The organism is Cedecea sp. AS113 (assembly GCF_037152415.1).
In the GTDB taxonomy this organism is placed as follows: domain Bacteria; phylum Pseudomonadota; class Gammaproteobacteria; order Enterobacterales; family Enterobacteriaceae; genus Cedecea.
This window is the reverse complement of record NZ_JBBCMI010000005.1, coordinates 20,767-46,903: the sequence shown is the minus strand read 5'-3', so window position 1 is coordinate 46,903 and position 26,137 is coordinate 20,767. Positions and strand designations below refer to the sequence as shown.

At 52.7% G+C, this 26,137-nt stretch carries 24 protein-coding genes, 1 tRNA gene and 1 pseudogene; 12 read left to right on the top strand and 14 right to left on the bottom strand.

Annotated features, from left to right (window positions below; genetic code table 11):
* Window positions 1-226: 226 nt before the first annotated feature.
* Both WFN87_RS07495 and WFN87_RS07490 read left to right on the top strand, forming a co-directional pair.
* The gene (locus WFN87_RS07495; RefSeq protein WP_008460042.1) at window positions 227-847 is read left to right on the top strand and encodes a TIGR04211 family SH3 domain-containing protein; all 621 of its coding nucleotides are present in this window, start codon (window positions 227-229) and stop codon (window positions 845-847) included.
* An 81-nt stretch (window positions 848-928) separates the two neighbouring features.
* Complete coding sequence (locus tag WFN87_RS07490) at window positions 929-2,170, top strand: multifunctional CCA addition/repair protein (protein ID WP_336982753.1); 1,242 nt, start codon at window positions 929-931, stop codon at window positions 2,168-2,170.
* A 12-nt stretch (window positions 2,171-2,182) separates the two neighbouring features.
* On the opposite strand, the gene bacA is transcribed toward WFN87_RS07490, so the two are convergent.
* Window positions 2,183-3,004, bottom strand: a complete 822-nt coding sequence (bacA, locus tag WFN87_RS07485; RefSeq protein WP_336982751.1) for an undecaprenyl-diphosphate phosphatase — start codon at window positions 3,002-3,004, stop codon at window positions 2,183-2,185.
* 115 nt (window positions 3,005-3,119) lie between these two features.
* Window positions 3,120-3,488 carry a bifunctional dihydroneopterin aldolase/7,8-dihydroneopterin epimerase gene (folB, locus tag WFN87_RS07480; protein ID WP_166867010.1) on the bottom strand — a complete coding sequence of 123 codons (369 nt, stop codon included), beginning with the start codon at window positions 3,486-3,488 and terminating at the stop codon, window positions 3,120-3,122.
* 107 nt (window positions 3,489-3,595) lie between these two features.
* Here folB and plsY point away from each other — a divergent pair, with 107 nt between their 5' ends.
* Entirely contained in the window at window positions 3,596-4,216 is a 621-nt protein-coding gene (gene plsY / locus WFN87_RS07475; RefSeq protein WP_008460038.1) for a glycerol-3-phosphate 1-O-acyltransferase PlsY, read from the top strand.
* A gap of 78 nt (window positions 4,217-4,294) precedes the next feature.
* On the opposite strand, the gene WFN87_RS07470 is transcribed toward plsY, so the two are convergent.
* Together WFN87_RS07470 and trpC are read right to left on the bottom strand one after the other, a co-directional pair.
* The gene (locus WFN87_RS07470) at window positions 4,295-4,525 is read right to left on the bottom strand and encodes a hexameric tyrosine-coordinated heme protein (protein WP_008460037.1); all 231 of its coding nucleotides are present in this window, start codon (window positions 4,523-4,525) and stop codon (window positions 4,295-4,297) included.
* A 149-nt stretch (window positions 4,526-4,674) separates the two neighbouring features.
* Window positions 4,675-5,469 carry an indole-3-glycerol phosphate synthase TrpC gene (trpC, locus tag WFN87_RS07465; RefSeq protein WP_336982748.1) on the bottom strand — a complete coding sequence of 265 codons (795 nt, stop codon included), beginning with the start codon at window positions 5,467-5,469 and terminating at the stop codon, window positions 4,675-4,677.
* Between the two features lie 192 nt (window positions 5,470-5,661).
* On the opposite strand from trpC, the gene WFN87_RS07460 reads away from it, so the two are divergent.
* The gene (locus WFN87_RS07460) at window positions 5,662-6,108 is read left to right on the top strand and encodes a cupin domain-containing protein (protein WP_166877022.1); all 447 of its coding nucleotides are present in this window, start codon (window positions 5,662-5,664) and stop codon (window positions 6,106-6,108) included.
* A 44-nt stretch (window positions 6,109-6,152) separates the two neighbouring features.
* Here the strand turns inward: WFN87_RS07460 and tsaD are convergent, their stop codons facing one another.
* Window positions 6,153-7,166: a tRNA (adenosine(37)-N6)-threonylcarbamoyltransferase complex transferase subunit TsaD gene (tsaD, locus tag WFN87_RS07455; RefSeq protein WP_039300165.1), complete on the bottom strand. Its 1,014-nt coding sequence runs from the start codon at window positions 7,164-7,166 to the stop codon at window positions 6,153-6,155.
* Between the two features lie 249 nt (window positions 7,167-7,415).
* Here tsaD and rpsU point away from each other — a divergent pair, with 249 nt between their 5' ends.
* From rpsU to rpoD, 3 genes are all read left to right on the top strand, one after another.
* A complete protein-coding gene (gene rpsU, locus WFN87_RS07450; RefSeq protein WP_001144069.1) occupies window positions 7,416-7,631 on the top strand; it encodes a 30S ribosomal protein S21 in 216 nt (71 codons plus the stop codon).
* Window positions 7,632-7,784: 153 nt separating this feature from the next.
* The gene (gene dnaG, locus WFN87_RS07445) at window positions 7,785-9,530 is read left to right on the top strand and encodes a DNA primase (protein ID WP_336982744.1); all 1,746 of its coding nucleotides are present in this window, start codon (window positions 7,785-7,787) and stop codon (window positions 9,528-9,530) included.
* Window positions 9,531-9,680: 150 nt separating this feature from the next.
* Window positions 9,681-11,525 carry an RNA polymerase sigma factor RpoD gene (rpoD, locus tag WFN87_RS07440; RefSeq protein WP_008460031.1) on the top strand — a complete coding sequence of 615 codons (1,845 nt, stop codon included), beginning with the start codon at window positions 9,681-9,683 and terminating at the stop codon, window positions 11,523-11,525.
* A gap of 236 nt (window positions 11,526-11,761) precedes the next feature.
* Here the strand turns inward: rpoD and mug are convergent, their stop codons facing one another.
* Complete coding sequence (gene mug, locus WFN87_RS07435) at window positions 11,762-12,268, bottom strand: G/U mismatch-specific DNA glycosylase (protein WP_336982742.1); 507 nt, start codon at window positions 12,266-12,268, stop codon at window positions 11,762-11,764.
* 126 nt (window positions 12,269-12,394) lie between these two features.
* On the opposite strand from mug, the gene WFN87_RS07430 reads away from it, so the two are divergent.
* Window positions 12,395-12,470 (top strand) — tRNA-Ile (locus WFN87_RS07430).
* A gap of 61 nt (window positions 12,471-12,531) precedes the next feature.
* Here the strand turns inward: WFN87_RS07430 and WFN87_RS07425 are convergent.
* The 7 genes and pseudogenes from WFN87_RS07425 to WFN87_RS07395 form a co-directional block, all read right to left on the bottom strand.
* A pseudogene (locus WFN87_RS07425) lies at window positions 12,532-12,854 on the bottom strand (DUF1889 family protein).
* A gap of 262 nt (window positions 12,855-13,116) precedes the next feature.
* Entirely contained in the window at window positions 13,117-13,926 is an 810-nt protein-coding gene (locus tag WFN87_RS07420) for a CatB-related O-acetyltransferase (protein WP_336982741.1), read from the bottom strand.
* 154 nt (window positions 13,927-14,080) lie between these two features.
* Window positions 14,081-15,772, bottom strand: a complete 1,692-nt coding sequence (locus WFN87_RS07415) for a methyl-accepting chemotaxis protein (protein WP_336982739.1) — start codon at window positions 15,770-15,772, stop codon at window positions 14,081-14,083.
* A 296-nt stretch (window positions 15,773-16,068) separates the two neighbouring features.
* The gene (locus WFN87_RS07410; RefSeq protein WP_336982737.1) at window positions 16,069-16,518 is read right to left on the bottom strand and encodes a hypothetical protein; all 450 of its coding nucleotides are present in this window, start codon (window positions 16,516-16,518) and stop codon (window positions 16,069-16,071) included.
* 416 nt (window positions 16,519-16,934) lie between these two features.
* Window positions 16,935-18,365, bottom strand: a complete 1,431-nt coding sequence (locus WFN87_RS07405; RefSeq protein WP_008460019.1) for a 6-phospho-beta-glucosidase — start codon at window positions 18,363-18,365, stop codon at window positions 16,935-16,937.
* A gap of 10 nt (window positions 18,366-18,375) precedes the next feature.
* A complete protein-coding gene (gene bglK / locus WFN87_RS07400; RefSeq protein WP_336707695.1) occupies window positions 18,376-19,269 on the bottom strand; it encodes a beta-glucoside kinase BglK in 894 nt (297 codons plus the stop codon).
* 356 nt (window positions 19,270-19,625) lie between these two features.
* Window positions 19,626-20,333: a GntR family transcriptional regulator gene (locus WFN87_RS07395; protein ID WP_008460014.1), complete on the bottom strand. Its 708-nt coding sequence runs from the start codon at window positions 20,331-20,333 to the stop codon at window positions 19,626-19,628.
* A gap of 195 nt (window positions 20,334-20,528) precedes the next feature.
* On the opposite strand from WFN87_RS07395, the gene WFN87_RS07390 reads away from it, so the two are divergent.
* The 3 genes from WFN87_RS07390 to WFN87_RS07380 all read left to right on the top strand — a co-directional run bounded on the left by WFN87_RS07390 (window position 20,529) and on the right by WFN87_RS07380 (window position 24,061).
* Window positions 20,529-20,843, top strand: coding sequence for a PTS sugar transporter subunit IIB (locus tag WFN87_RS07390; RefSeq protein WP_166877064.1), 315 nt, complete (start codon window positions 20,529-20,531; stop codon window positions 20,841-20,843).
* Window positions 20,844-20,975: 132 nt separating this feature from the next.
* Window positions 20,976-22,298: a PTS sugar transporter subunit IIC gene (locus WFN87_RS07385; RefSeq protein WP_008460011.1), complete on the top strand. Its 1,323-nt coding sequence runs from the start codon at window positions 20,976-20,978 to the stop codon at window positions 22,296-22,298.
* A gap of 89 nt (window positions 22,299-22,387) precedes the next feature.
* Window positions 22,388-24,061 (top strand): carbohydrate porin, encoded by a 1,674-nt coding sequence (locus WFN87_RS07380; RefSeq protein ID WP_336983908.1) that lies wholly within the window; start codon window positions 22,388-22,390, stop codon window positions 24,059-24,061.
* 57 nt (window positions 24,062-24,118) lie between these two features.
* Here WFN87_RS07380 and WFN87_RS07375 read toward each other — a convergent pair whose 3' ends face one another.
* Window positions 24,119-24,703 (bottom strand): histidine phosphatase family protein, encoded by a 585-nt coding sequence (locus WFN87_RS07375; RefSeq protein WP_336983907.1) that lies wholly within the window; start codon window positions 24,701-24,703, stop codon window positions 24,119-24,121.
* A 221-nt stretch (window positions 24,704-24,924) separates the two neighbouring features.
* On the opposite strand from WFN87_RS07375, the gene WFN87_RS07370 reads away from it, so the two are divergent.
* Window positions 24,925-26,019: an adenosylhomocysteinase gene (locus tag WFN87_RS07370; RefSeq protein WP_166877660.1), complete on the top strand. Its 1,095-nt coding sequence runs from the start codon at window positions 24,925-24,927 to the stop codon at window positions 26,017-26,019.
* Window positions 26,020-26,137 lie beyond the last annotated feature (118 nt).

The window sequence follows — 26,137 nt, the reverse complement described above, 5'->3', positions numbered from 1 at the left end:
ACTTATGTTTACGTCACGCCAGGCGATCGCCCGGCGAACTAAATAGCGTCGATTAGGTCTGTAATAGTACGACAAAATACCCTGTCGGGTAGCGAATTTGCGGTAGGGCGGGAACGCCGGGTGGTCAAATTGACATCAGGATGATTCTCATTCAGGTTTACGGATTGCGCCGTCAGACTGTTGCCACTACTATCGTTCCACACTTTATGAAAATAACGACGAAATAATGCAGAAATTACGCCTGATTTGCCTCACTTTGCTCTCCCTTAGCGTTTCCGTCGTGGCTCATGCCGAAGAAAAACGTTATGTCTCTGATGAATTAAACACCTGGGTCCGCAGCGGCCCGGGCGATAACTACCGCCTGGTTGGCACCGTCAACGCAGGGGAACAAGTCACGCTGCTGCAAAGCAACGAAGAAACCAAATACGGCCAGGTACGTGACAGCAACGGGCGTACCTCCTGGATCCCCCTCGCGCAGCTAAGCACCACCCCAAGCCTGCGTACCCGCGTTCCCGATCTGGAAAACCAGGTCAAAACGCTGACAGACAAGCTGAACAACATCGACACGACCTGGAACCAGCGTACCGCTGAAATGCAACAGAAAGTGGCCCAGAGCGACACCGTGATTAATGGCCTGAAGGACGAGAATCAGCAGCTCAAAAACCAGCTTATCGTCGCCAAGAAAAAGGTGGATGCCGCCAACGTCCAGCTTGACGACAAACAGCGTGCCATCATCATGCAATGGTTTATGTACGGCGGCGGCGTGGCAGGGTTTGGCCTGCTGATTGGCCTGCTGCTTCCGCACATGATCCCAAGCCGCAAGAAGAAAGACCGCTGGATGAACTAACGACGGCACATTAGCCGTTGATTCCCCCTCGCATCTACACTTACCATTCGTGGTTCAATAACGGTGCCTGGGGTGTAAAGCGTGAAGATTTATCTTGTCGGTGGTGCGGTTCGTGACGGGTTATTAAAACTGCCGGTTAAGGATAAAGACTGGGTTGTGGTTGGGGCGACGCCTCAGCAAATGCTGGACGAAGGCTACGAGCAGGTCGGAAAAGACTTCCCGGTGTTTCTGCATCCTCAATCCCACGAAGAGTATGCGCTGGCCCGTACCGAAAGGAAATCGGGCCAGGGTTATACCGGCTTTACCTGCTATTCGGCCCCGGACGTCACGCTTGAACAGGATCTCCTGCGTCGCGACCTGACGATCAACGCTATTGCCCAGGATGAGAATGGCGAGCTTATCGACCCGTATAACGGCCTTGCCGATATCGAGCGTCGCCTGCTTCGCCATGTTTCACCGGCGTTCAATGAAGACCCGCTGCGCGTGCTGCGCGTGGCGCGTTTTGCTGCACGTTATGCCCATCTTAATTTCCAGATAGCGCCAGAAACACTCGCCCTGATGCGCTCCATGACGGACAACGGCGAAATTGCGCATCTCACCGCCGAACGCGTGTGGAAAGAGACGGAAAATGCGCTGACCAGCCGCAATCCGCAGGTCTTTTTTGCCGTACTACGTGAATGCGGCGCCCTGAAAGTTCTGTTCCCGGAAATCGACGCGCTTTACGGTGTCCCCGCGCCGGCCAAATGGCATCCGGAGATCGACACCGGTATTCATACGCTGATGACGCTGTCTATTGCCGCGCAGCTTAGTCCGGCGGTAGATGTGCGTTTCGCCACGCTGTGTCACGATCTCGGAAAAGGGCTGACGCCAAAGGAAAAATGGCCCAGCCACCACGGCCACGGCCTGGCGGGCGTTAAGCTTGTGGAGCAACTTTGTGCTCGCCTGCGCGTACCAAACGAGATTCGTGATCTGGCTAAACTGGTCGCAGAATTCCACGACCTGATCCATACCTTCCCGATTTTGCAGCCCAAAACGGTGATCAAGCTGTTCGACGCCATTGACGCCTGGCGCAAGCCGCAGCGCGTGGAGCAAATCGCCTTAACCAGCGAAGCAGATGCTCGCGGGCGCACCGGCTTTGAGGCCAGCGATTATCCGCAGGGCAGAATGCTACGCGCGGCCTGGATTGCCGCGCAGAGCGTAACCAATAAAGAAGTGATCGAAGCAGGCTTCAGCGGCCCTGCGATCCGTGAAGAATTAACGAAGCGGAGAATTAAGGCCGTTGCGGCCTGGAAGGAAGCGAATTGCCCCCAGCCGCAAGGCTGAGGGCCGCTGCCACTAGGTGAAGATAAAGAACACCACGGCGGCAACAATAAAACGGTAAATCGCAAACGGAATAAACGAAATACGCTTGATGAGTTGCAGGAAGGTTTTGATGGCGACCAGCGCCACGATAAACGCCGTGACAAAGCCCACGGCAAACATCGGCAGATCACCCATCGTCAGGAAGCCGATGCTCTTGTAGAGATCAAGCGCCGTCGCCCCCATCATCATTGGCACCGCCAGCAGGAATGAGAACTCAGAAGCCGCATAGCGACTAACGCCCATCAGCATCCCACCGGAAATCGTTGCCCCGGAACGAGAGAACCCCGGCCAAAGCGCCAGACACTGGAAGCAGCCAATCATAAACGCCTGACGATAGGTGATGTCGTCCACGCCTACGGCACGCGGTACCTTTGGCTTAAAGCACTCGGCGACAATCAGCAGCACGCCGCCAACCACCAGGGCATACATCACGTTGATCGGGTTAAACAGCGATTTAATGGCATCGTGCAGGACAAGGCCGAGCACTACCGCCGGGATCATAGCAAGCAAAATATGAATCAGAGAAAGACGGCCGGTACCTACCCCTTCATGCTCAGGAGGACGACCAAAGTGGATACCAATCAAACCAAACAGACGACGCCAGAACATCACCACCACGGCGAGAATAGAACCCAGTTGAATAACCACTTCAAAGGTTTCCGCCGTTTGCCCCTCGAAGCCTAAAAGATGCCCTACGATGATCATGTGCCCGGTAGACGATACCGGTAAAAACTCCGTTAAACCTTCCACAACGCCAAGAATGGCGGCTATCGCCAACGTTGGTAAATCGCTCATCACTTACCCCTCATCCCAAAAACGAACACAAAAAAACGGCACACGTTTGACGCCTGCCGCAAAAAGATACATCGTTAAGACCAGCCTTTCGCCGTTTGGTTTAACGTTCAGCCCATTATTTGCTTTGTTTCAGATTACCGCCACGCTCGATGATAACGCCCACGTTAGCGGCCTGTGCAACAGCGCCGGGCTTGCTCACCTTCAGCCGAATCCACGGTGAATTAAAGCGGGTCAGCAGCAGTTCCGCAACCTCTTCAGCAACGCGCTCTACCAGCGCAAAACGCCCCCCGCTCACGTGCTTTATAACCGCTTCGCTGACATCCGCATAGCTGAGGCAGTCGTTGACATCATCACTGCCTGCGGCTTTGCGGTTATCCCAGGCCATTTCGATATCGAACACCAGCTTCTGTTCAATGGTTTGTTCCCAGTCGTAAACACCAATAGTGGTGATTACCGAAAGTTGCTCTATAAATACAATGTCCATCACGCCCTGCCCGGTTTTTAGTCATGCCGGATACCACTTCCGGCGAAATATGCGTATTATCCACAGATGCAAAGAAGACTTCGACACTTTCAACATGGAACAGCGTTATGAGTGCAATCGCGCCTGGTATGATTCTCCTCGCGTATCTTTGCGGCTCGATTTCTAGCGCCATTCTGGTGTGCCGCATTGCCGGTCTCCCCGATCCACGCGAGAGCGGCTCCGGTAACCCAGGAGCAACCAATGTGTTACGCATTGGCGGCAAAGGTGCAGCCGTAGCGGTACTAATTTTTGATGTGCTGAAAGGCATGCTGCCGGTCTGGGCGGCCTGGGCCTTGGGTGTGACGCCCTTCTGGCTTGGCCTGATTGCTATTGCCGCCTGCATGGGCCATATTTGGCCAGTATTCTTTAAGTTTCAAGGCGGTAAAGGCGTCGCCACGGCGTTTGGCGCCATTGCACCTATCGGCTGGGATTTAACCGGCGTGATGGCCGGAACTTGGCTGCTAAGCGTACTTCTGAGCGGCTATTCTTCCCTCGGTGCCATTATCAGCGCGCTGATAGCCCCGTTTTATGTCTGGTGGTTCAAACCGCAGTTTACCTTCCCGGTGGCAATGCTCTCCTGCCTGATCCTGATGCGCCATCACGACAATATTCAGCGCCTGTGGCGAGGCCAGGAAACGAAAATCTGGGCGCGATTTAAAAAGAAAAAGAAAAAAGACGAGTCTGAATAAGACAGGATTATTCGAGCCCTGTAGAAACAACAAAGGAGTGATAAATCACTCCTTTTTATTAGGTAAATCAGCTAAGCACTAATCCTTCCAGTAATTATTCGCCGCAGCAATCGTCTGGAAATGAATCGCGATGACCTGAGATGACGCAATCAGCGCATCGGCATCATTCGCGTATACCGGACGCAGCTTTTTCAGCACTTCCGGGTCCGGCTGTACGGTTTTGACTCCCCGACGGCTCAGCGTCACCGCCAGTTCATATCCTGCCTGCGGATCGTCAGCGATCAGCGTTGTTAACCATTTATCGCTCATATTGTCCCACTCATTATCGTTATTGTATAAATTGCATTTATTATGCACTTTAAGTGCACGACATTTATCAACATAATTCTGGCAAAAATCAATAAAAAAGCCCGCTATCTCAGCGGGCTTTAGCTCTGGTTTAACATGTATTCTGCCGTTTACCGAGCGGGGAAAAACATCGCAGCTAGCTCCTGTCCCGGCTCATCTGCCCGCATAAAAGCTTCACCCACGAGGAAGTTGTTCACGTTAGCTTCACGCAGGCGAACCACATGTTCGCGCGTAGCGATGCCTGACTCGGTCACAACCATGCGATCCGCCGGCAGCTGTGCCAACAGGCTGATGGTGGTTTCTATCGTGGTCTCAAAGGTGCGCAAATTACGGTTATTGACACCGATAAGCGGCGTGGTCAACCGGAGCGAACGTTCCAGCTCATCGGCATCATGCACCTCTACCAGCACCGCCATGCCCAGCTCGTGGGCCTGCGCCTCAAGCTCCTGCATCTGGCCATCTTCAAGCGCAGAAACAATAAGCAGGATGCAATCCGCCCCCATCGCCCGGGCTTCCACAACCTGCCACGGATCGATCATAAAATCTTTGCGTAAAACCGGCAGGTCGCAGGCAGCTCGCGCCTGCTGCAGATAGGCCGCGCTTCCCTGGAAGAACTGTTCGTCGGTTAGCACCGACAAACATGCAGCCCCACCCTGCTGGTAAGAAACGGCTATCTCAGCGGGATTGAAATTCTCACGAATCAACCCTTTCGATGGGCTGGCCTTTTTCACTTCGGCAATCACGCCCGCCAGGCCTGCATCACGCTTATGACGCAGCGCGGCAACAAAATCACGGTGGTTCTGAGCAGCGGCCTGTTCGGCAAGCTGGCTCAGGGTAATTGCTTTTTTGGCGGCGGCAATTTCTTCATGTTTAACGGCGATAATTTTGCTGAGGATATCGGACACAGGGTTCTCCAGGTTCAGTCGGGTATCACCTTAGAGTGCCGGATCCTGAGCTGAAAGTACCGGGCTAAGGCCGCTTTCGTTTGTTGCATATTATTACACTCCAGAGATGCAGCGCGGGATGTGGGGAACTTAAAGTGGAGAGGAACAAAAAAACAGTTTCACCTGCAAAACACTTTTACTGAGGCCAACATCTTGAATACAACATCGCACTCAACGGCGCTGGAAGCATCGTCACAGTGGCTGCAAACGCGGCCGGGCGAAGCTTGCCTGATTCGCGTCTCTGCGGAGCAGACCGGTGGACTTTACTCGGTGGTGGAGATCGTTTCACAGCCGGGCGACGGAACGCCGCTTCACGTTCATGCCAACGAAGATGAGTATGCCCTTGTCCTCGAGGGCACTGCCCGGATTGCCTACGGGGAAAAGGTTATTGATGCCAGCGCCGGCGAATCGCTGCTGTTAAAAAGAGGTATTCCACACGCATGGGCCAACAGAACCGATAAGCCCATGCGGCTGCTAATGACCTGTACACCCGGAGGCGTTGAGCAGGCGCTGCGGCTGATTGCTGCTCAGGATATGGACCAGCTTATGGCCATTGCCGAACAACTCGCAGTGACCGTGCTTGGCCCAACGCCTTTCTAGCCCAAATAAAAAAGGAGTGGTTCCCACTCCTTTTTTCTCGTTTATCAGGCGGCGGGTAGCTCTGCCAGCGGCCAGCGCGGGCGAACGCTAACGCTCAGCTCGCCGGAAGTACCTGCTTTGAGGCGAATCATCCCGGCATAGGCGATCATGGCGCCATTATCGGTGCAAAATTCCGGCCGCGCGTAAAACACTTCGCCGCGACGTTTGGTCATCATCTCGGCCAGCTTAGCGCGCAGGGTGCGGTTGGCGCTCACGCCGCCCGCCATCACCAGACGTTTAAAGCCGGTATGTTCGAGCGCACGTTTACATTTAATGGCCAGCGTATCCACCACCGCATCTTCAAAGGCGCGGGCGATATCCGCGCGAGTTTGATCGTCAGCGTCGTTATCACGAATGGTGTTTGCCGCGAAGGTTTTCAGGCCAGAGAAGCTGAAATCCATGCCCGGGCGGTCGGTCATAGGACGTGGGAAGGTGAAACGCCCCGGCGTACCCTGGGCCGCCATTTTGGAAAGCAGCGGCCCGCCTGGGTAGTCAAGCCCCAGCAGCTTAGCGGTTTTATCGAACGCTTCGCCTGCCGCATCATCGATAGACTCACCCAGCAGTTCATATTTACCAATGCCGGTGACGCTGATCAATTGGGTATGGCCGCCGGAAACCAGCAGCGCGACGAACGGGAACTCGGGCGGATTGTCTTCCAGCATCGGCGCCAGCAGGTGGCCTTCCATGTGGTGGACCGGCACGGCAGGCACGTCCCAGGCAAACGCCAGCGAGCGGCCAATTGTTGCGCCAACCAGAAGCGCGCCAACCAGGCCCGGCCCGGCAGTGTACGCCACGCCGTCGATATCTTTGGCGGTTAATCCAGCCTCTTTTAGGGCAGCCTGGATAAGCGGCACGGTCTTGCGAACGTGATCGCGGGAGGCCAGCTCCGGCACCACGCCGCCGTAGTCAGCGTGAAGTTTCACCTGACTATACAATTGGTTGGCTAATAACCCTTTCTCATCGTCATAAATGGCGATGCCGGTTTCATCACAGGATGTTTCGATTCCCAGTACACGCATGGCTTGTTTTACCTCTTTGGCCCGGCGCGAAGTTTAATCCCGGTGGCTTCCTTTGTAAAACTTTGCTGCCCCAGGACGGGACTAATGGTGTATAATCTGCGGCCCTGGAAGATACCGGCCCTAAAAGCCAGGTTTCTGGTCGTTCGGTGCTTTACAAAGCAGCAAGAGTTGCAGTAAAATTCCGCACCATTTTGAATTAAGCTGGCCTGTATGCCAGCGGCAAACCGAATTATTAAAGGTGAGAGTTACATGCCGGTAATTAAAGTACGTGAAAACGAGCCGTTCGACGTAGCACTGCGTCGCTTCAAGCGTTCCTGCGAGAAAGCAGGCGTTCTGGCGGAAGTCCGTCGTCGTGAGTTCTATGAAAAACCAACGACCGAACGTAAGCGCGCTAAAGCTTCTGCTGTGAAACGCCACGCGAAGAAACTGGCTCGCGAAAACGCACGCCGCACTCGTCTGTACTAATCTTCTGAGGATTCACTCCTCAACATCAGACTGAGTAGTAGTTATAAGGCCGTGCTTCCGAAAGGAATGCGCGGCTTATTCTCGTTTATAAACTGACATATCCCTGAGCTTTTAGGCCACCGCCTGAGAGATGACGGATATAGCATGGGGCCTATGGCTGGACGAATCCCGCGTGTTTTTATCAATGACCTGATCGCTCGCACCGACATCGTCGACCTGATCGATGCTCGCGTGAAGCTGAAAAAGCAGGGCAAGAACTACCACGCATGTTGTCCATTCCATAACGAGAAAACCCCCTCTTTCACCGTGAACGGTGATAAACAGTTTTACCACTGCTTTGGCTGTGGCGCACACGGTAACGCCCTCGACTTCCTGATGAACTACGACAAGCTCGAGTTTGTCGAAAGCGTTGAAGAGCTGGCGACCATGCACAACCTTGAAGTGCCGTACGAAGCGGGCAATGGCCCAAGCCAGATCGAACGACACCAGCGCCAAAGCCTGTATCAACTGATGGACGGCCTGAACGCCTTTTATCAGCAGTCCCTGAAGCAGCCCGCCGCAGAACCGGCGCGTCAGTATCTGGGCAAGCGTGGCCTGAGCGATGAGGTCATTCGCCATTTCGCCATCGGCTATGCGCCACCCGGCTGGGATAATGCGCTTAAACGCTTTGGCGGCAACAGCGAAAATCGCCAGGCGCTGACGGACGCAGGCATGCTGGTCACCAACGACCAGGGCCGCAGTTACGACCGTTTTCGCGAGCGGGTCATGTTCCCGATTCGCGATAAACGCGGCCGGGTCATCGGGTTTGGTGGACGCGTGCTGGGCGATGCCCTGCCGAAATACCTGAACTCCCCGGAAACCGACATTTTTCACAAGGGCCGCCAGCTGTATGGCCTGTATGAAGCCCAGCAGAGCCAGCCGGAACCGGCACGCCTTCTGGTAGTCGAAGGATATATGGATGTGGTGGCGCTGGCGCAGTACGGCATTTCCTACGCCGTTGCTTCCCTGGGTACCTCCACCACCGCCGATCATATTCAGTTGCTGTTCCGGGTAACAGATAATGTCGTCTGCTGTTATGACGGCGATCGCGCAGGACGAGACGCGGCATGGCGAGCGCTGGAAACTGCGCTACCTTATATGACGGACGGTCGTCAGCTGCGGTTTATGTTCCTGCCCGACGGTGAAGACCCGGATACGCTGGTGCGCAAAGAAGGAAAGGACGCGTTTGAAGCGCGGATGGAGCAGGCTCAGCCGCTCTCCACGTTCCTGTTTAACAGCCTGCTGCCGCAGGTTGATTTGAGTACGCCAGACGGAAGAGCGCGACTAAGCACGCTGGCTCTGCCGCTGATTAGCCAGGTACCCGGCGAAACGCTGCGTATCTATCTGCGCCAGGAGCTGGGCAACAAGCTCGGTATTCTGGACGACAGCCAGCTTGAAAAGCTGATGCCCAAACAGGTCGAGGGGGCAACACCTCGTCCGGCGCCTCAGCTAAAACGCACAACCATGCGTATACTGATAGGGTTATTGGTACAGAATCCGGAACTGGCTCCGCTGGTCCCGCCACTAAGCGGGCTGGATGCCGCAAAGCTGCCGGGTTTAACGCTGTTTAGCGACCTGGTTGACGCTTGCCTGGCGCATCCGGGGCTGACCACCGGGCAGCTACTGGAACAATATCGTGGCACAAATGAGGCCACAACCCTTGAAAAACTCTCGGCGTGGGACGATATAGCAGATAAGGACATTGCTGAAAAAACGTTCACCGACTCGCTGGACCATCTTTTTGAGTCGGCGCTGGAGCTGAGGTTTGAAGAATTAATGGCACGTTCCAGAACGACGGGGCTGACCCCTGCGGAACGTGAAGAAGTTCGCGTGATCACGCAATCACGCGCCAAAAAATAGATTCGCGGCTTAACTGCCGAACATTGATCGGGTCACCCCCGAACGCCGCACGGACGGGCTGCGGCATAAAAATAAATCAGCCCTCGTACGTTATTGTTGGCGGCAACGCCTACCGACACAACCCTAATACTGAAGTGTGGATACCGTCTTATGGAGCAAAACCCGCAGTCACAGCTCAAGCTTCTTGTCCAACGTGGTAAGGAGCAAGGCTATCTGACCTATGCCGAGGTCAATGACCATCTGCCGGAAGATATCGTCGACTCCGATCAGATCGAAGACATCATCCAAATGATCAACGACATGGGCATTCAGGTGATGGAAGAAGCCCCTGATGCCGATGATCTTTTGCTTGCTGAAAACTCTAACAGCACCGATGAAGACGCGGAAGAAGCGGCTGCCCAGGTGCTGTCCAGCGTGGAGTCCGAAATTGGACGTACCACCGACCCCGTGCGTATGTACATGCGCGAAATGGGGACCGTTGAACTGTTAACCCGTGAGGGTGAGATCGATATCGCGAAGCGTATCGAAGACGGTATCAACCAGGTACAGTGCTCGGTTGCCGAGTACCCGGAAGCGATCACCTATCTGCTGGAGCAGTACGATCGCGTTGAAGCTGAAGAAGCACGCCTGTCCGACCTCATCACCGGCTTTGTTGACCCTAACGCGGAAGAAGATCTCGCGCCAACCGCAACCCACGTCGGCTCCGAACTCTCTCAGGAAGAGATGGACGACGATGAGGACGAAGACGAAGAGTCTGATGACGACAGCTCCGACGATGACAACAGCATCGACCCGGAACTGGCGCGCGAAAAATTTGGTGAGCTGCGCAAGCAGTACGAACTGACTCGCGACACCATCAAAGCGAAGGGCCGCAGCCACGCTGACGCCGCCGCGGAGATCCTGCAGCTGTCTGAAGTGTTCAAACAGTTCCGCCTGGTGCCGAAACAGTTCGACTACCTGGTCAACAGCATGCGCGTCATGATGGACCGCGTTCGTACCCAAGAACGTATCATCATGAAGCTATGCGTTGAGCAGTGCAAAATGCCGAAGAAAAACTTCATCACGCTGTTCACCGGCAACGAAACCAGCGAAACCTGGTTCAACGCGGCCATTGCGATGAACAAGCCGTGGTCTGAGAAGCTGCATGAAGTCTCCGAAGACGTTCACCGCAGCCTGCAGAAACTGCAGCAGATCGAAGAAGAGACCGGCCTGACCATCGAGCAGGTAAAAGACATCAACCGTCGCATGTCCATTGGTGAAGCGAAAGCGCGCCGTGCGAAGAAAGAGATGGTTGAAGCCAACTTGCGTCTGGTTATTTCTATCGCTAAGAAATACACCAACCGTGGCCTGCAGTTCCTCGACCTGATTCAGGAAGGCAACATCGGCCTGATGAAAGCCGTGGATAAGTTTGAATACCGCCGTGGCTATAAGTTCTCGACTTATGCAACCTGGTGGATCCGTCAGGCTATCACCCGCTCTATCGCCGACCAGGCGCGTACCATCCGTATTCCGGTGCACATGATTGAGACCATCAACAAGCTCAACCGTATTTCGCGCCAGATGCTGCAAGAGATGGGCCGTGAGCCAACGCCGGAAGAGTTAGCCGAACGTATGCTGATGCCGGAAGACAAAATCCGTAAAGTGCTGAAAATTGCCAAAGAGCCTATCTCCATGGAAACGCCAATCGGCGACGATGAAGATTCGCATCTGGGTGATTTCATCGAGGACACCACCCTCGAGCTGCCGCTGGATTCTGCCACCTCCGAAAGTCTGCGTTCCGCAACGCACGATGTTCTGGCTGGCCTGACAGCGCGTGAGGCGAAAGTCCTGCGTATGCGCTTCGGTATCGACATGAATACCGACCACACGCTGGAAGAAGTGGGTAAACAGTTCGACGTTACCCGCGAACGTATCCGTCAGATCGAAGCGAAGGCGCTGCGCAAACTGCGCCACCCAAGCCGCTCTGAAGTCCTGCGTAGCTTCCTGGACGATTAATCGGTGTCAAAAATTGAAAAGCTCCCGCCAGGGAGCTTTTTTTTGCCTTGAATTTGCGGTTTCTCCCGCCTCCCGCAGGCACCTCTTTTTCACTTCTCTCTCTCAGTACACAGCTTTTAATTCCCCTTTTCCCTCAGGGAGATTATTTTCATTCCCTTTCACCCTCCTGGAGCCTCTTTTCATTCCCCTCTCACTCTGGGAGAGGGCCGGGGTGAGGGAAAACGGCAACACCTTACCTACCGCCCGCGCGCCGTCAGCGACTCATTCAGCTCTCTATAGGCCTCCACCAGCTTATCCACCTTGATGCGGCTCAAGCCACTCGGATTAGGCAAAATCCACACCTCGGTATCACCGAGGGTAATCTCCTGTCTGCCCCATTTCGCGCCACGTTGCCTGAACGCCTGCTCAAAGGCCTGCTTGCCCAGAATCGCCAGCGCTCCCGGCTGGTACTCCTGCATCTTTGTAATCAGCTCTCGCCCGCCAGCACGCAGCTCCTGCAGTGCCACTTCGTTTGCCTGCACGGTTGGCCGCTCCACCAGTTTCGTCACGCCGCAGCCGTAGGAAAGCAACAGCTGCGCCTCCTCAGGCTTGAGCTGGCGGTCCGTAAAACCCGCAAGATGAAGCACTTTCCAGAAACGATTGGCAGGATGAGCAAAAGGCAGCCCGAGATGAGCGGATGATTTTCCCGGATTAATGCCGCAAAACACGACCCGAAGGTCAGGCTGAAGGATATCGCTAACCATTGCATTTCTCATCTGAAGGAATCGAGCGGGAAGTATAAGGGATTGATTAGCCATTGTTTATAAAATCAGCACATGTAATTTAAGCGCTGGATTGCCATCGACAGTTACATTATAATTCAGCGCCACGGCCCCTTAGCTCAGTGGTTAGAGCAGGCGACTCATAATCGCTTGGTCGCTGGTTCAAGTCCAGCAGGGGCCACCAGACAAAAAAGGCTGACGAGAAATCGTCAGCCTTTTTGCTGTGCGGGTCATGGGGATTTCGTTTACACCAGTGCCCGAAGCTCTTCCTTCATGTAGGCAGAAAAGTATTCAGGGTTTTTAATCACGAGGCGGTTACCGGACTCAACCTTGTGCGCCCAACCGGCGACTTTTTTCGTGAAGTCGGTGTTCCATCCCTCCTGGGCACCTCGGGCCGTGATGTCTTCAGCGCTAATCGGAACGCCCAGCTGTTTGAGATATCTCAACATTCCCTTCGCGGTGCTCTCATCCATAGGGTGCGGCACAGAGGCCGAGGTATTCATACCGCCAATGAAGTCTAATGCTTTATCAATCGCTGTTGGCATAATTTATCCTTAAAATTAACCACTTAATCAATAAGACTGTGACAAGCGAGATCAAATGTACCATTAATCAAACTTCATTTTTTCAGGGTCAGTCACGTTTATGACCAGTACAAAGGGTTCTTTCCTTCCCGCCAGCCCTATTTCCGTTGTTTTATCACTCAAAGCCGGCATGGTGAAGAACATGCCAGCCTGTAATATCGAGCGGGAAAGGCAATGATTGATAAACGTTCCCAGAGGATCGCAGAAACGAAAAATAAAGCCTCACGACAATGAGCAGTCGCAAAATTAAAGCGTCTTAAAGTCTTTAGAAAGATTGAATTTCTTATACTCTTTTACCTTCAATCTTCCACTGGCAATCCCATCACCAATCTCTTTAATAAAATAATCGATATCGTCACATTTGTTATTATCAGGAAGTTCTGGATAGTTATATTCCCACCATTTCAAATGTAATAACTCATTAATTACATCAGCATTAAAACGGTATTTAATTACCCTGGCTGGCACACCTGCAACAACGGCATAAGGAGGCACATCCTTTGTCACCACAGCGTTTGCAGCAATAACTGCGCCATCACCGATGGTAATTCCCCCTTTTAAAACCACATCATTGCCGATCCAGACATCGTTGCCTATTACAGGATTTTTTTGCGTCGTATCAAACGGTTTTAATATCCACTGCTGATTAAATTCAGTCATGGCATATTTATCAAATCCCCCGTTGTAGGTCAGCATATGTGTGGTAAATCTGTCCATGGGATGATTGCCACCCATCACCTTTACATTCCCAGCAATACTGCAGAATCTGCCGATGACAGTATTGCCTGAAAAATGGCAACTTGGAAATGAAAACGCGCCCACGCTGGAAAAATTACGTATCGGCATAGTGGAATACTCTTCGGCGATAACATTATCATCAATTTTTATTTTATCGCCTTTGACGAAACGCAATAAACTTCTCTCTTTATAAACCTTCCTGCCTTTGTGACCTAAAAATATCTTATTATCCGCACAGTACTCATAATGTCTTTTTGTCCATCTAAAGGTATAACCATTATTATTTTCTTCAGTAAACTTAAATAATTCGCTTTTCATATTCTCAACATTTATAAGATTGGCACTATGTTAAAAATAAAGATATCCCACCCACCTGTTTTTATCAACTTTGCAGAACGAGGTGAATTTAACCTAAAAACAGTAAGGCCCGAGTAAACCCGGGCCTTAGTTTTAAAACAGCTTACGGCAGATTTTAGAACTGCTCCCAGTTATCTAAACGGCCACCGTTCGCGGCAAGCTGTGGCCTGCGAGTGGTAGAAGCCGGTGCGGGTTTATCCTGGCGGGCGTTAGCTGCGGCAATGACCTGCCCGGTATTGAAGATACTCATCAGCTGCACCAACCGAGTAGCCTGATCGCTGAGGTTCTCAGCGGCGCTGGCAGACTCCTCCACCAGCGCAGCGTTCTGCTGCGTAACCTGATCCAGTTGAGTGATCGCCACGTTGATCTGCGCAATCCCCTGCCCCTGCTCTTCCGTCGTCACGCCAATTTCAGAAATAAGCCCGGCCACGCGGTGGGACTGTTGCACCAGGTCATCGATCGTCGTTCCCGCCGAACTCACCATATCCGATCCTTTTGTTACCGTACGCATGCTGTCCTCAATCAGGGCTTTGATCTCACTGGCCGCCGAAGCAGAACGCTGCGCCAGCGAGCGAACTTCCCCGGCAACTACTGCAAAACCGCGCCCGGACTCCCCTGCACGAGCGGCTTCCACGGCAGCATTCAGCGCCAGAATGTTCGTCTGGAATGCGATGCCGTCAATAACGCTAATAATGTCGCCAATTTTCTGTGAGCTTTCGCTAATTTCACGCATCGTCAGCACCAGATTATTAACGGCATTCCCGCTTTGCGTGGCCGTTTCGCTGGCAGAGTTGGCCAGGCGAGTCGCAGTGCGCACCGTCTCGGCATTCTGCTGAATAGTCTGGCTCATTTGTTCCATCGAAGCGGCCGTTTCCTGCAGGCTGGCCGCTTGCTCTTCGGTGCGTTGGCTGAGATCGGTGCTGCCAGCCGCAATCTCGCTGGCACCCACGGAGATAGAATGGCTGCTGTCTCGCACTTCACGCACAACCCCGAGCAGACGGCTACGCATCTCATCCATAGCCGCGAGCAGGCTTCTGGTGTCCCCTTGCTTCAGTTCAACGGCGGTATTGAGCTGACCCTCAGAAACTTGTTTGGCCACGGAGACGGCATAAACGGGCTCGCCGCCAAGCTGACCTTTCACCGCTCGCCCGATGCTCCAGGCAATCAAAGAGCCAATCACGGCACTGATAATCGTAATAATCAACAACAAGTTACCGGCAAAATGAGCTTCCTCCACATAGCCACGGGCCATGCCCACCGTGCTACCGGAATGATCGCTAATCATCTCGCTGAGCGCATCGAGTACTCTGGCCTGGGGGCCAACCACTTCGCTGATGACTAACGCGCGGGCGGCATCATACTGCCCCGCCGCGCTGACGCTCATCACCTTGCGAAGCGCCTGGGAATATGCCGGGCGAACATTGTTCAGGTTGTCGAACAGCTCGCGAGAATGCTTAAGCCTCAGCGCCTTATCCAGCTGTTTCAAGAGGACGTTGTTGTCCGCGATACGCTTTTCGAGTACCTGGTTGGTTTTTGTAATGTAGTCCCGACTCTCAGCTTCGGTATGCGGCAGCGTGGTGAACAACGCCATATCACGAATATCGTGGGCATTGTCCGTAATATTATCCTTAATCTTTACGATCAGCAGCAAATTCACCAGGCGGACATTGGCAGCATAATTAAGGTTATTTCCAACAGAAACCAACTGCATTCTGGCAAATAATGCGACAAAGAATCCAATAGCGATGACCAGCGCAAAGCCAGCCCCCAGCATAGTACTAAGGCGCATATTCTTCAGTTTGTTCATAAATCCCTCTGAGCTTTAATGGTTATATCGCAGGCAATAAGAGGAGGTAATTGGTAGAAATCACATCAACGGTTGCGACGGTGTTTTTTTAATTATCGATTTTTTATCGGCAGCCTGAGAGACTTCTTTAGCCATTATTTATAATGATCTGGCCACATAAAATAATGACAAAGAGATGACAAGTAATGAACGAATTAATGTTCTAAACAGAATTAAAACTACTATTTTTAGGAGTGGCAGCCCCGTTCCATTGTGTGGTTAACGGGACTGAAATTAGCGCTTTATCTGTGCAGGATTTATTTATCTGCGATGAAGCGATCGTCGTCTCCCACCGGGATATAAACGCGCACCCACTCCTTCCCATCAACGATATCCCAGCTGTGCCCTTCGCCGGCGGTATCTGCTGCAAGCAGTACTGTACCTGGCTCGATGATGAACGTAGAGCCGTCGCTAACCTTAAACTTCAGCTTGCCTTTCAGGGTAACCACATACTGCTTTTTCGGTGCCGGATGCACCCCTTTCTGCCACTCTTCAAAGGTATTACTGAAATAGAGATTTTCAGAAGAAAGTTTCGCCAGAGAGGGAATTGAACCTTTTACAAACGCAGAGTGATTATCAGCCGTGTTAATCAATTTTATCGCTGGAATACGGTGTTCGCTGGCATCTGTCTTTGTGGCTTCGGCATGTCCAAGCATTGAAACAAGTAAACTTGTGGTGGCCAACATAAGCCGTGTTATTTTTTTCATGATCGTGTCCAGGGTTAATTTCAGCCAGCACTTTTTCGGTGAATAAAGCACCGTAACAAAAAACAAAATTCAAGGTTAGTACACCAGAGGTAATCAATTTCGTCAATATCATGCACGACAAGTTTATTTAGTTAATAAATTAAATATATATAAAGAAAATGTGGAGTGAAAAAACATCCAGACGGGTGTTTCAATACAGGCTAACTTTGATTGTCATTAAACGGTAAAAGAATATTTTAGAACAAAATAAACTAAATACAGAAGGTGATAGCCATAATTTAACTTAACGCTTTATTCTAAAAATACAGGAATAGCGTCAACCTGGTAGCCGAGTGAATTCAGTTCAGGGGTTGAACACATTCAAATAAAAACGCTGGTGTTTAAACCAGCGTTCAGTCAGTCAGCCACAGGCGTTATCAGAGCTTTTCGCCGTTGCTCTCAATCACATCTTTGTACCACTGGAAGGATTTCTTACGGCTGCGGCTCAGGCTGCCGTGGCCTTCGTTGTCTTTATCGACGTAGATAAAGCCGTAGCGTTTTTTCATTTCGCCCGTCCCGGCAGAGACCAGGTCGATACAGCCCCACGGGGTGTAGCCCATCAGGTCAACGCCGTCTTCCACTACCGCTTTTTTCATTTCTGCGACGTGCGCCGAAAGATAATCGATGCGGTACTGGTCGTCCACGAAGCCGTCGGCCTGCGCCACGTCAATCGCCCCGAAGCCGTTTTCCACAATAAACAGCGGCAGCTGATAGTGATCCCAGAACCAGTTCAGAGAGTAACGCAGGCCCACCGGGTCAATCTGCCAGCCCCAGTCGGATTTTTGCACGTACGGGTTAGACACGAGGCTTTTTGATTCGTCGTAGTCAAACTGCGGGTTGTCGGCGCTGGCTTTGGTGGCAAACGACATGTAGTAGCTGAAGCCAATGTAATCGACGCAGCCTTCGGCCAGCGCCGCAAGATCTTCGTCGGTAATATCCAGCTCAAAACCACGGCGCTCGAAGTAGTTCAGCAGGTGCTGCGGGTACTTACCGCGCACGTGGACGTCGGTGAACCAGTAGCGGCGGTGCATCGCATTCATCGCCATCATCATATCGCCTGGCGCACAGGTCAGCGGGTAAATTGGGCACATGGCAATCATGCAGCCAACCTGCAGCGCAGGGTTGATTTCACGGGCTGCACGCACCGCCAGAGCGCTGGCAACCAGCTCATAGTGAGACGCCTGGTACATCACCGGCTCGCGATCTTCACCCGGCTGATACTTCAGGCCCGAGTTGGTGAACGGCGCGAAGTCTTCGTGGTAGTTGGCCTGGTTGTTGATCTCGTTGAAGGTCATCCAGTACTTCACTTTGTGCTGATAGCGAGTGAAGACCACTTTCGAGAAGCGCAGGAAGAAATCAATCAGCTTACGGTTACGCCAGCCGCCGTATTCGGTGACCAGATGGTAAGGCATTTCGAAGTGCGACAGCGTAATCACCGGCTCAATGCCGTGCTTCAGGCATTCGTCAAACAGGTCGTCATAGAACTGCAGGCCGGCTTCGTTCGGCTCCAGCTCGTCGCCCAGCGGGAAAATACGCGTCCAGGCAATAGAGGTACGGAAGCATTTGAAGCCCATCTCGGCAAACAGCTGGATGTCTTCTTTGTAGCGGTGGTAGAAGTCGATCGCTTCATGGTTAGGGTAGTTTTTCCCCTGCAGCACGCCATCGGTAATTTCACGCGGGACGCCGTGGGCGCCGGCCGTCATCACATCCGCAACGCTAACGCCTTTGCCGCCTTCTTTCCAGCCACCTTCCAGCTGGTGCGCCGCAACCGCGCCGCCCCACAGAAAACCTTCTTTGAATCCAGACATATTCTCTCCCTTAATTAGAGATCGCATGCTGCGACCGATAGTGCTGATTAAAATGGTAGACCGCGCCAATGAGTCCGGCATCGTTGCCGTGACTGACGGTGTCGATATAGTCGTCGAGGGTGAACCAGGCCAGATGTTCGCGCAGCAGCGCAAGGAAGCCTGGGCGTTCCACAATGCCGCCGCCGAGCAGGATTTTTTCCGGGTCGAACAGATTGACGAGGTTATAAAGGCCGGTGCCGAGATCGTTGAAGAACGCGTTCACCATACGCTGGCACGCCACGTCGCCGGCATCAAAGCGGTCGAAAATCTCTTCCCCGCTGACGGCCTCAAGCGGCTTGCCGACATACTCCGCGTAGTCTTTGCGCAGGGTTCTCAGGGTGCAGGTATCGTTCATGGTGTAGCGGCGAACATCGCGTGGGCCAGGGCGTTCGGTCAGCATGTAACCGAATTCTCCCGCCCGGAAGCGCGCGCCGTGTACCAGTTGGTTATTGCAGAAAATCGCCCCGCCGATGCCGGTGCCGATGGTCAGTACGAGGAAGTTGCTCATCCCCGCCGCTTTCCCCTGCCAGCGTTCAGCCAGCAGGACGCAGTTGGCGTCATTTTCGATGGCAACAGGCAGCTGCGTGCTTTCTTCCAGCCATTCTTTGATGGCAAAGTTGTCGAAGCGGCGGATGGCCCCGCCCATTTCGATAAAGCCAGTGTGCGGATTGACATAGCCAGGGGCGCTGATCGCCACACCTTCACAGCCGGGATGCTCGGCAATCCACGCTAAAATGGCCTGTAAAATTTGCTCGCCATCGCTGTCGTCGATCGTCTCTTTGCCTTTTGCCAGTATCTCGCCCTGCGAGTTGACGATCCCCATTTTTAAAGCCGTACCACCGATATCAAATGCGGCGATATTCATACGCTAATTCCTCCTGCATATTTCCGGCTCATCGTTTATTTCCACTGAAACGAGGAAACTATTTCGCACCGGTCATATTCATGCCTGGTAAAAGGAATACAAAAATTGACGAGTTCAATTTTTAATTATCAGTTCTGAAAACGAAGAAAATCTTAATCAATGGGAGGCGCATCAGGCAATAGAAGGGGGATAACACATTGAACAACTTTTGAACCTGTCAAAAGATATGATATACAGTGAGTTACCGCTGATATTCATCTTTCAGAATCGACAGGTTCATTTTCATGAACATTATTGAACCTCTTTTTAAAGCAGAACTGTGACCGACGTGGCGAATACAAGGTCAGCCACAGCGGCTAGCCCGCCTTACGAGGCAAAAAATACTTCACCTGGAACTCGAACACGTTGGTGTAGAGGATCGAGTAATCAATCGGGCTGTGGCTGGCGTCAACGGACTGGGTTTCCATGCGGATAATCGGGTCACGGGTACTGATGTGCAGCATTTTGGCAATCTCGGTTGACGGCAGAATGGGCTGAAACGCCTCGTAGCAGCCGTGAATTTTGACGCCGCATTCATCTTCGATGTAGGAAAATTTCGAACGCTTCATGTGGTTGACCGTCAGGTCGGGGAAGCGGTTCACCGACAGCCAGGTCTCTTCCAGCTGCATCGGCACGTTGTCGATGTGGCGCAGTCGTTTGGCGTAATAGACCGGTTCGCCGATGGCCAGCTGCAGGCGGCTGGCAATCTCTTCCGATGCCTGCTGCAGCTCAAATCTCAGCACCTGGCTGGACGGTTTTTTCCCTTCACTTCGGGCAATCTCGGTGAAGCTGTCCAGATGCGTAACCGAAGCCTGAAAATGTTTATTTCGCACATAGGTGCCGGAGCCGTGCCTACGCTCAATCAACGCCTCATCTTCCAGTACTTTCAATGCTTTACGCAAGGTATTACGTGACACATTGTAGAACTCAGCCAGCTCTTTCTCCGAAGGGAGGATGTCGCCGATATGATAAGTTGGGCTGCTGATCCTGTTTTTTAGTAAGTTAACAACATCTTTGTATACCACTTTTGAACCTCCTGAACTTATTTAAAAACAGTCAATTACCGTTCGAGTCATAATAAAAGCGCAACACAGGTCCATTTTCACTTTGCTTTCTGCACCACTCGGGCATGACTAACTGTGATCGAAATGGCAGATGAACGCATTGATATTCATTAAGTTAGCCGCTGGTTGATTATCTACGAAGCGTTAAGGGGAAAAATGAAGAATATATTATTGGTTTGTGCGGCCGGGATGTCTACCAGCATGCTGGTGAAAAGAATGCAGGATCACGCCAGCGCGGGAAATATTTCGGTCAATATTAATGCACTGGCGATTGCCGAGGCGAAAGAAAGAATTAAAAGAAATGAAGCAGATGTTGTTCTGCTGGGACCTCAGGTTCGCTTCCAAAAAAGTGAAATAGAAGAAATCGCCCAGGGGAAAATTCCGGTAGCGGTAATCGACATGAAGTATTACGGGCAAATGGATGGCAAATCAGTTCTTGATTCCGCACTGAATTTACTCGGTGAACGCTAAGCTTTCCAGCCAAAATAACAACCCAATGGGTAATTGATTAGGTTTATCGTTACGCGACCTGCTATTAAGCAGAGGCTTCACCAATAAACTTATATCATCAGTCAATATCTCTCTAATGATAAAGGGCGCATCATGAGTATTATGAATGCCTTTGAGCGCGGTATGGAAAAGCTCCTTGTTCCTATTGCGATTAAATTAAACTCTCAGATACACGTCTCGGCCATCCGCGATGCATTTATTTTGTCGTTCCCCATCGTTATGGCCAGCTCGCTGATCGTGCTGATTAACTTTGCCATCCTTTCACCGGATGGTTTCATTGCTTCACTGCTGCATCTCGGCGTGTTATTCCCTAACTTAGCCGAAGCTCAAAACATATTCTCCCCGGTGATGAATGGGTCGGTGAATATCATGTCGATCATGATTGCCTTCCTGGTCGCACGCAATATCGCTATCAGCTATCAGCAGGACGACTTGCTGTGCGGCCTGACCGCTATCGGCGCGTTCTTCGTGGTCTATACCCCTTATCAAATGATGGGCGGGCAGTCGTATCTGACCACGCAATATCTGGGGCCGCAGGGGCTTTTTGTGGCGGTGATTGTCGCGCTGATTACCGGGGAAATCTTCTGCCGCCTGGCGCGCAACCCGAAGATCACCATCACCATGCCAGACGCCGTACCGCCGGCGGTTGCACGCTCATTTAAAGTTTTAATTCCTATCTTCTTCGTGATGATCTTCTTCTCGGTGCTGAACTACTGCCTGACGAAAATCTCCCCGAATGGCCTGAACGAACTGATTTATACCCTGATTCAGGCCCCGCTGAAAAACATGGGCACCAATATCGTCGCGGTGCTGGTGCTTGGCGTGGTCACCAACTTCCTGTGGGTGCTGGGCATTCACGGGCCGAACACCACGGCGGCGATTCGCGAGACTATTTTCTCCGAAGCTAACCTCGAAAACCTCTCTTTTGCCGCATCCAACGGCACTACGTGGGGGGCGCCATACCCTATCACCTGGGGGAGCATCAACGACGCCTTCGCCAACTACGGTGGCTCGGGAATGACGCTCGGCCTGCTGCTGGCTATTTTTATTGCCTCCCGCCGTGCCGACTACCGCGATCTGGCGAAAATGGCCTTCGTGCCGGGCCTGTTTAACATCAACGAACCGGTGATTTTCGGCCTGCCCATCGTGCTGAACCCGATCCTGATCATTCCGTTTATCATGGTGCCGTTCGTCAACTCTTTGGTGGGCTACACCTTCGTCACTCTGGAGATTATTCCACCAATTGCCTATGCCGTACCGTGGACAACGCCGGGGCCGCTCATCGCCTTCTTCGGCACCGGGGGGAACTGGATGGCATTGATTGTCGGGCTGCTATGCCTGGCCATCTCCACGCTAATTTATTTACCGTTCGTTATGGCCGCCAATAAGGTAAATGCAGCACAGGCGGCGCAGTAATAAATAAACCGATGATAGCAATTTAATTTCCACCCGCCTCCGGCTATTAAAACCGGAGGCAAATAATAATTATACTTCTGGGACATTCTATGAATTCAAATTTATTGAAGGTTAGCTTATTGTCTTCATCCATCCTTCTGGCGTTATCCTCAACCCACGTAATGGCAGCAAAATTAACGGTAGAGCAGCGTCTGGAATTACTTGAAAGACAATTATCAGAAAACAAATCAGAATTAAATAAAACACAGAAAGAATTGGCCATATATAAAGATAAGGTCGCCCAACTGCAGCCAGCCGGTAACAACGTGCAGTCTGGCCCGGCACCGGTCAATCAGACGGTTTATTCTCCGGTAGCCGACAACATTGAGAATGAAAATAATCATCTCGATACTAAGCCGGCACCAACGCCGGTGAAAGGCACGCAAAAAGTGGCCGTGGTCAATAACGAAGGTGGCAAAACTACCGTAGAAAACGTTACCCTGAAAGACATCAGTAAATACATTAAAGATGATATTGGCTTTAGCTACGAAGGTTATTTCCGTTCCGGCTGGGCAGCGGCCAATCGCGGGTCGGCTCAAACCTACGCCGCCGGGTCGCTGGGTCGTTTCGGCAACGAAATGAGCGGCTGGTTCGACTTAACGCTGAACCAGCGCGTCTACAACCAGGACGGCAAAACCGCCAACGCCATCGTGACCTACGACGGTAACGTCGGGGAGCAGTATAACGACGCCTGGTTTGGCGACAACAATGGCAATGAAAACATCATGCAGTTCAGCGATATTTTCCTGACCACCAGAGGCTTCCTGCCGTTTGCGCCGGAAGCAGACTTCTGGGTCGGGAAGCACAAGCTGCCTGAGTACGAAATCCAGATGCTCGACTGGAAATCCTTAACCACCCAGGTGGCGGCGGCCGTCGGGATCCAAAACTGGAACCTGGGCGTCGGCCAGCTTGACGCCTCCCTCAGCCGCAACGACGTCGACGTTTATTCCCGCGACTTCAGCCACACCACGCAGATGAACACCAACTCGGTTGACCTGCGCTACCGCAACATTCCGCTGTGGGAAAAAGGCTCGCTGTCGCTGATGGGCAAATACGCCTTTGCCAATAAAACTGACGACCAGAAGGACAACGAAAATAACGGCTCCTTCTTTAAACTGAAGGATACCTGGATGGCGACGGCCATTGTGCGCCAGGATCTGCCGCGCGACACCTTCAACGAGTTTACCCTGCAGGTGGCCAATAACTCTTATGCCAGCAGCTTCGCGAACTTCTCGGGAGCCAGCAACTCCATGGCACCGGGCCGATATTACTACGGCGAACAGACGGACGGCGTGGCCTGGCGTCTGATTTCGCAGGGGGAAATGTACCTCGCGGACAGGATCATCATGGCTAACGCGCTGGTTTACTCCCAGGGTAGCGATGTTTATAGCTATGAGAGCGGCGCCCACAGCGACTTCAGCAGCATTCGGGCCGTGATTCGCCCGGCGTGGATTTGGGATACCTGGAATCAGACCGGCCTGGAGCTGAGCTGGTTTACCCAGAAAAACAAAACCGAGCAAGGGGTTAACCTGAAAGAGTCGGGCTACAAAACCACGCTCTATCACGCTCTGAAGGTTGGCCCAAGCCTGCTCGGCTCGCGGCCTGAAATTCGTTTCTACGGCACATACCTGAATATTCTGGACAACGAGCTGTCAAACTTCCGCTTTAACGAAAACAGCAAGAACGAGTTTATGGCTGGCGTTCAGGCTGAAGTGTGGTGGTAATCCTCTTTGGCTAAGTGCATAAAAAAACCCGTCTTCCAGACGGGTTTTTCTTTTCTGTCAGCTCGCGCCCGCGCAGCTGTCCGGCACGTTATTCAGCCCTTCAGCCCCGTGGGTGAAAGATTTAAATCGCTTTTGATCGTCCAGTTTGATGATGTACAGCGAATCAAAATCGCTGCCCGGCCATTTTGGCACCACGGTTGGGTCGCCGCCGGTTGCCTTCACCAGCTTTTGCGCCGCGATCACCAGGTTTTTGTGCTCCCACGAGACAAAAGTCAGGCGGCCGCTGCTCTGAGTTTTCAGTAAATCATCCGCCAGCTCATCCGTCTGCTCCGCGTGGTGGTGCAGGTCGATGGCCTGAGAAAGGCGGATCGCGGTCGGCGTGATGGTGGTTAACGGGCGCAGCGAGCTGCCGGTTTTGTTCTCTTTCGGCGCGGCGGCGTAGATGGCATCCGGTTTGCCGTACTGGCTCAGCAGAACCGACGGCAATTGCAGCGCGCGATTCAGCCCTTTGCAGGTGAGCTGCCCGCTATTGTTAGCCGGTTTCTCACCGTGACGCAGGAAGACTATCGTGCTGTCGGCATTCGCTATCATCGGGGTCAAGAAGGCACTGCTCAGCAACATAACAAGCGCTTTTTTGATCATGTTTTTCTCGTTTTTATCAGGGAATGAAACTTTTACTATAGAGAAGAAACCGAGGAAAAAAACAAAACATTGGTAAGCAGACGTCACGCCTGCCGCGCCGGGTTCAGCGATTAACAACCGGCCATCGTTTTGCTATTCTGACGTCCGTTAACGTGATGATATATTCTATAAAAATCAGTAAAAACAATTAATAAGGAAAAGACGTGAGCACCCAGAACGAGATGTTTAACAAAGAGATTGCGTGGTCTACTCGCCACATGGTTCGCACCCTCAAACAGGTTCAGGCGCTGCCCGACTTAAGCCACGTTCGCATCGCCTGCAATATGCATCTCGACCTGAAAATGATCCCGCTGGTTGAAGGCCTGCTGAAGAAAAATGCCAAAGTCTTCCTCACCACCTGCAACCCAACCACCGTACAGGATGACGTTGTCGCTTACCTGGTCGCCGCCGGGGCGGAAGCCAGCGCATGGCGCAATATGAACGACGCCGACTGGCGCGACTCGTGGGAAAAAGCCATCGCCTGGCGCCCAACGCATCTGTGCGAAATGGGCGCGGACATCACCACGCTGCTGCATCAGCGTGGCGAGTTTGGCGACGTGGTTGCCTGCCTGGAAGCAACCGGCTCCGGGGTCAACCGCCTCGCGGATCTCCGCCCTGGCTACCCGATCTTTAACTGGGACGATCTGCCGGTAAAAGAAGGCCTGCATAACCGCCACATGGTTGGCCTCACCGCCTGGCAGACCTTCTTCCAGACCACTCACCTCACCCTGCACGAAAAGAAAGTGCTGGTGATTGGCTATGGCCTGGTGGGCCAGGGCGTTGCTGCCGCCGCCAAAGCCTACGGTGGCCAGGTGATGGTTGCCGAGTTAGATCCGGCCCGCCGCCTGCAGGCCGCCTATGACGGCTGGCACGTGGTTGATATTCATGACGTGATTGCTACCACTGACGTTGTCGCCACCGCCACCGGGGCGAAAAAAGTCGTCAGCGCAGCGGTACTGGATAAAGCCAAAGACGGCGTGTTTGTGCTGAACGTGGGCCACGTTGCGGAAGAGATCGACTGCGGCTACCTGCAGCAATATCCGACCGAAGAAGTGATGCCGTTTATCAACGCGTACCAGCTCAACGGCAAAACGCTTTACCTGATGGCGAACGGCTCAATGCTGAACCTGACCGCCGGCTTCGGCGACAGCCTGAACGCCTTCGACGTGACGCTGGCCGTGATGGCAAGCGGCATCAAACACATCGTGACCGACGGCCAGCACGCTGAAAAAGCGGTTTATTTACTGCCGCAGTCCGTGTGGGAAAAAGCCCTTTAAGCTGCCCTCCAGCCCCGATCAAGTCAGGCCTCTGCGGAGCGCCTGACTTTTTTTTCGTTTTCGCCGAATAATTTCCCCACCCCGATTGTTTACTCCTTACAAGAACCTGAGGAAGAGA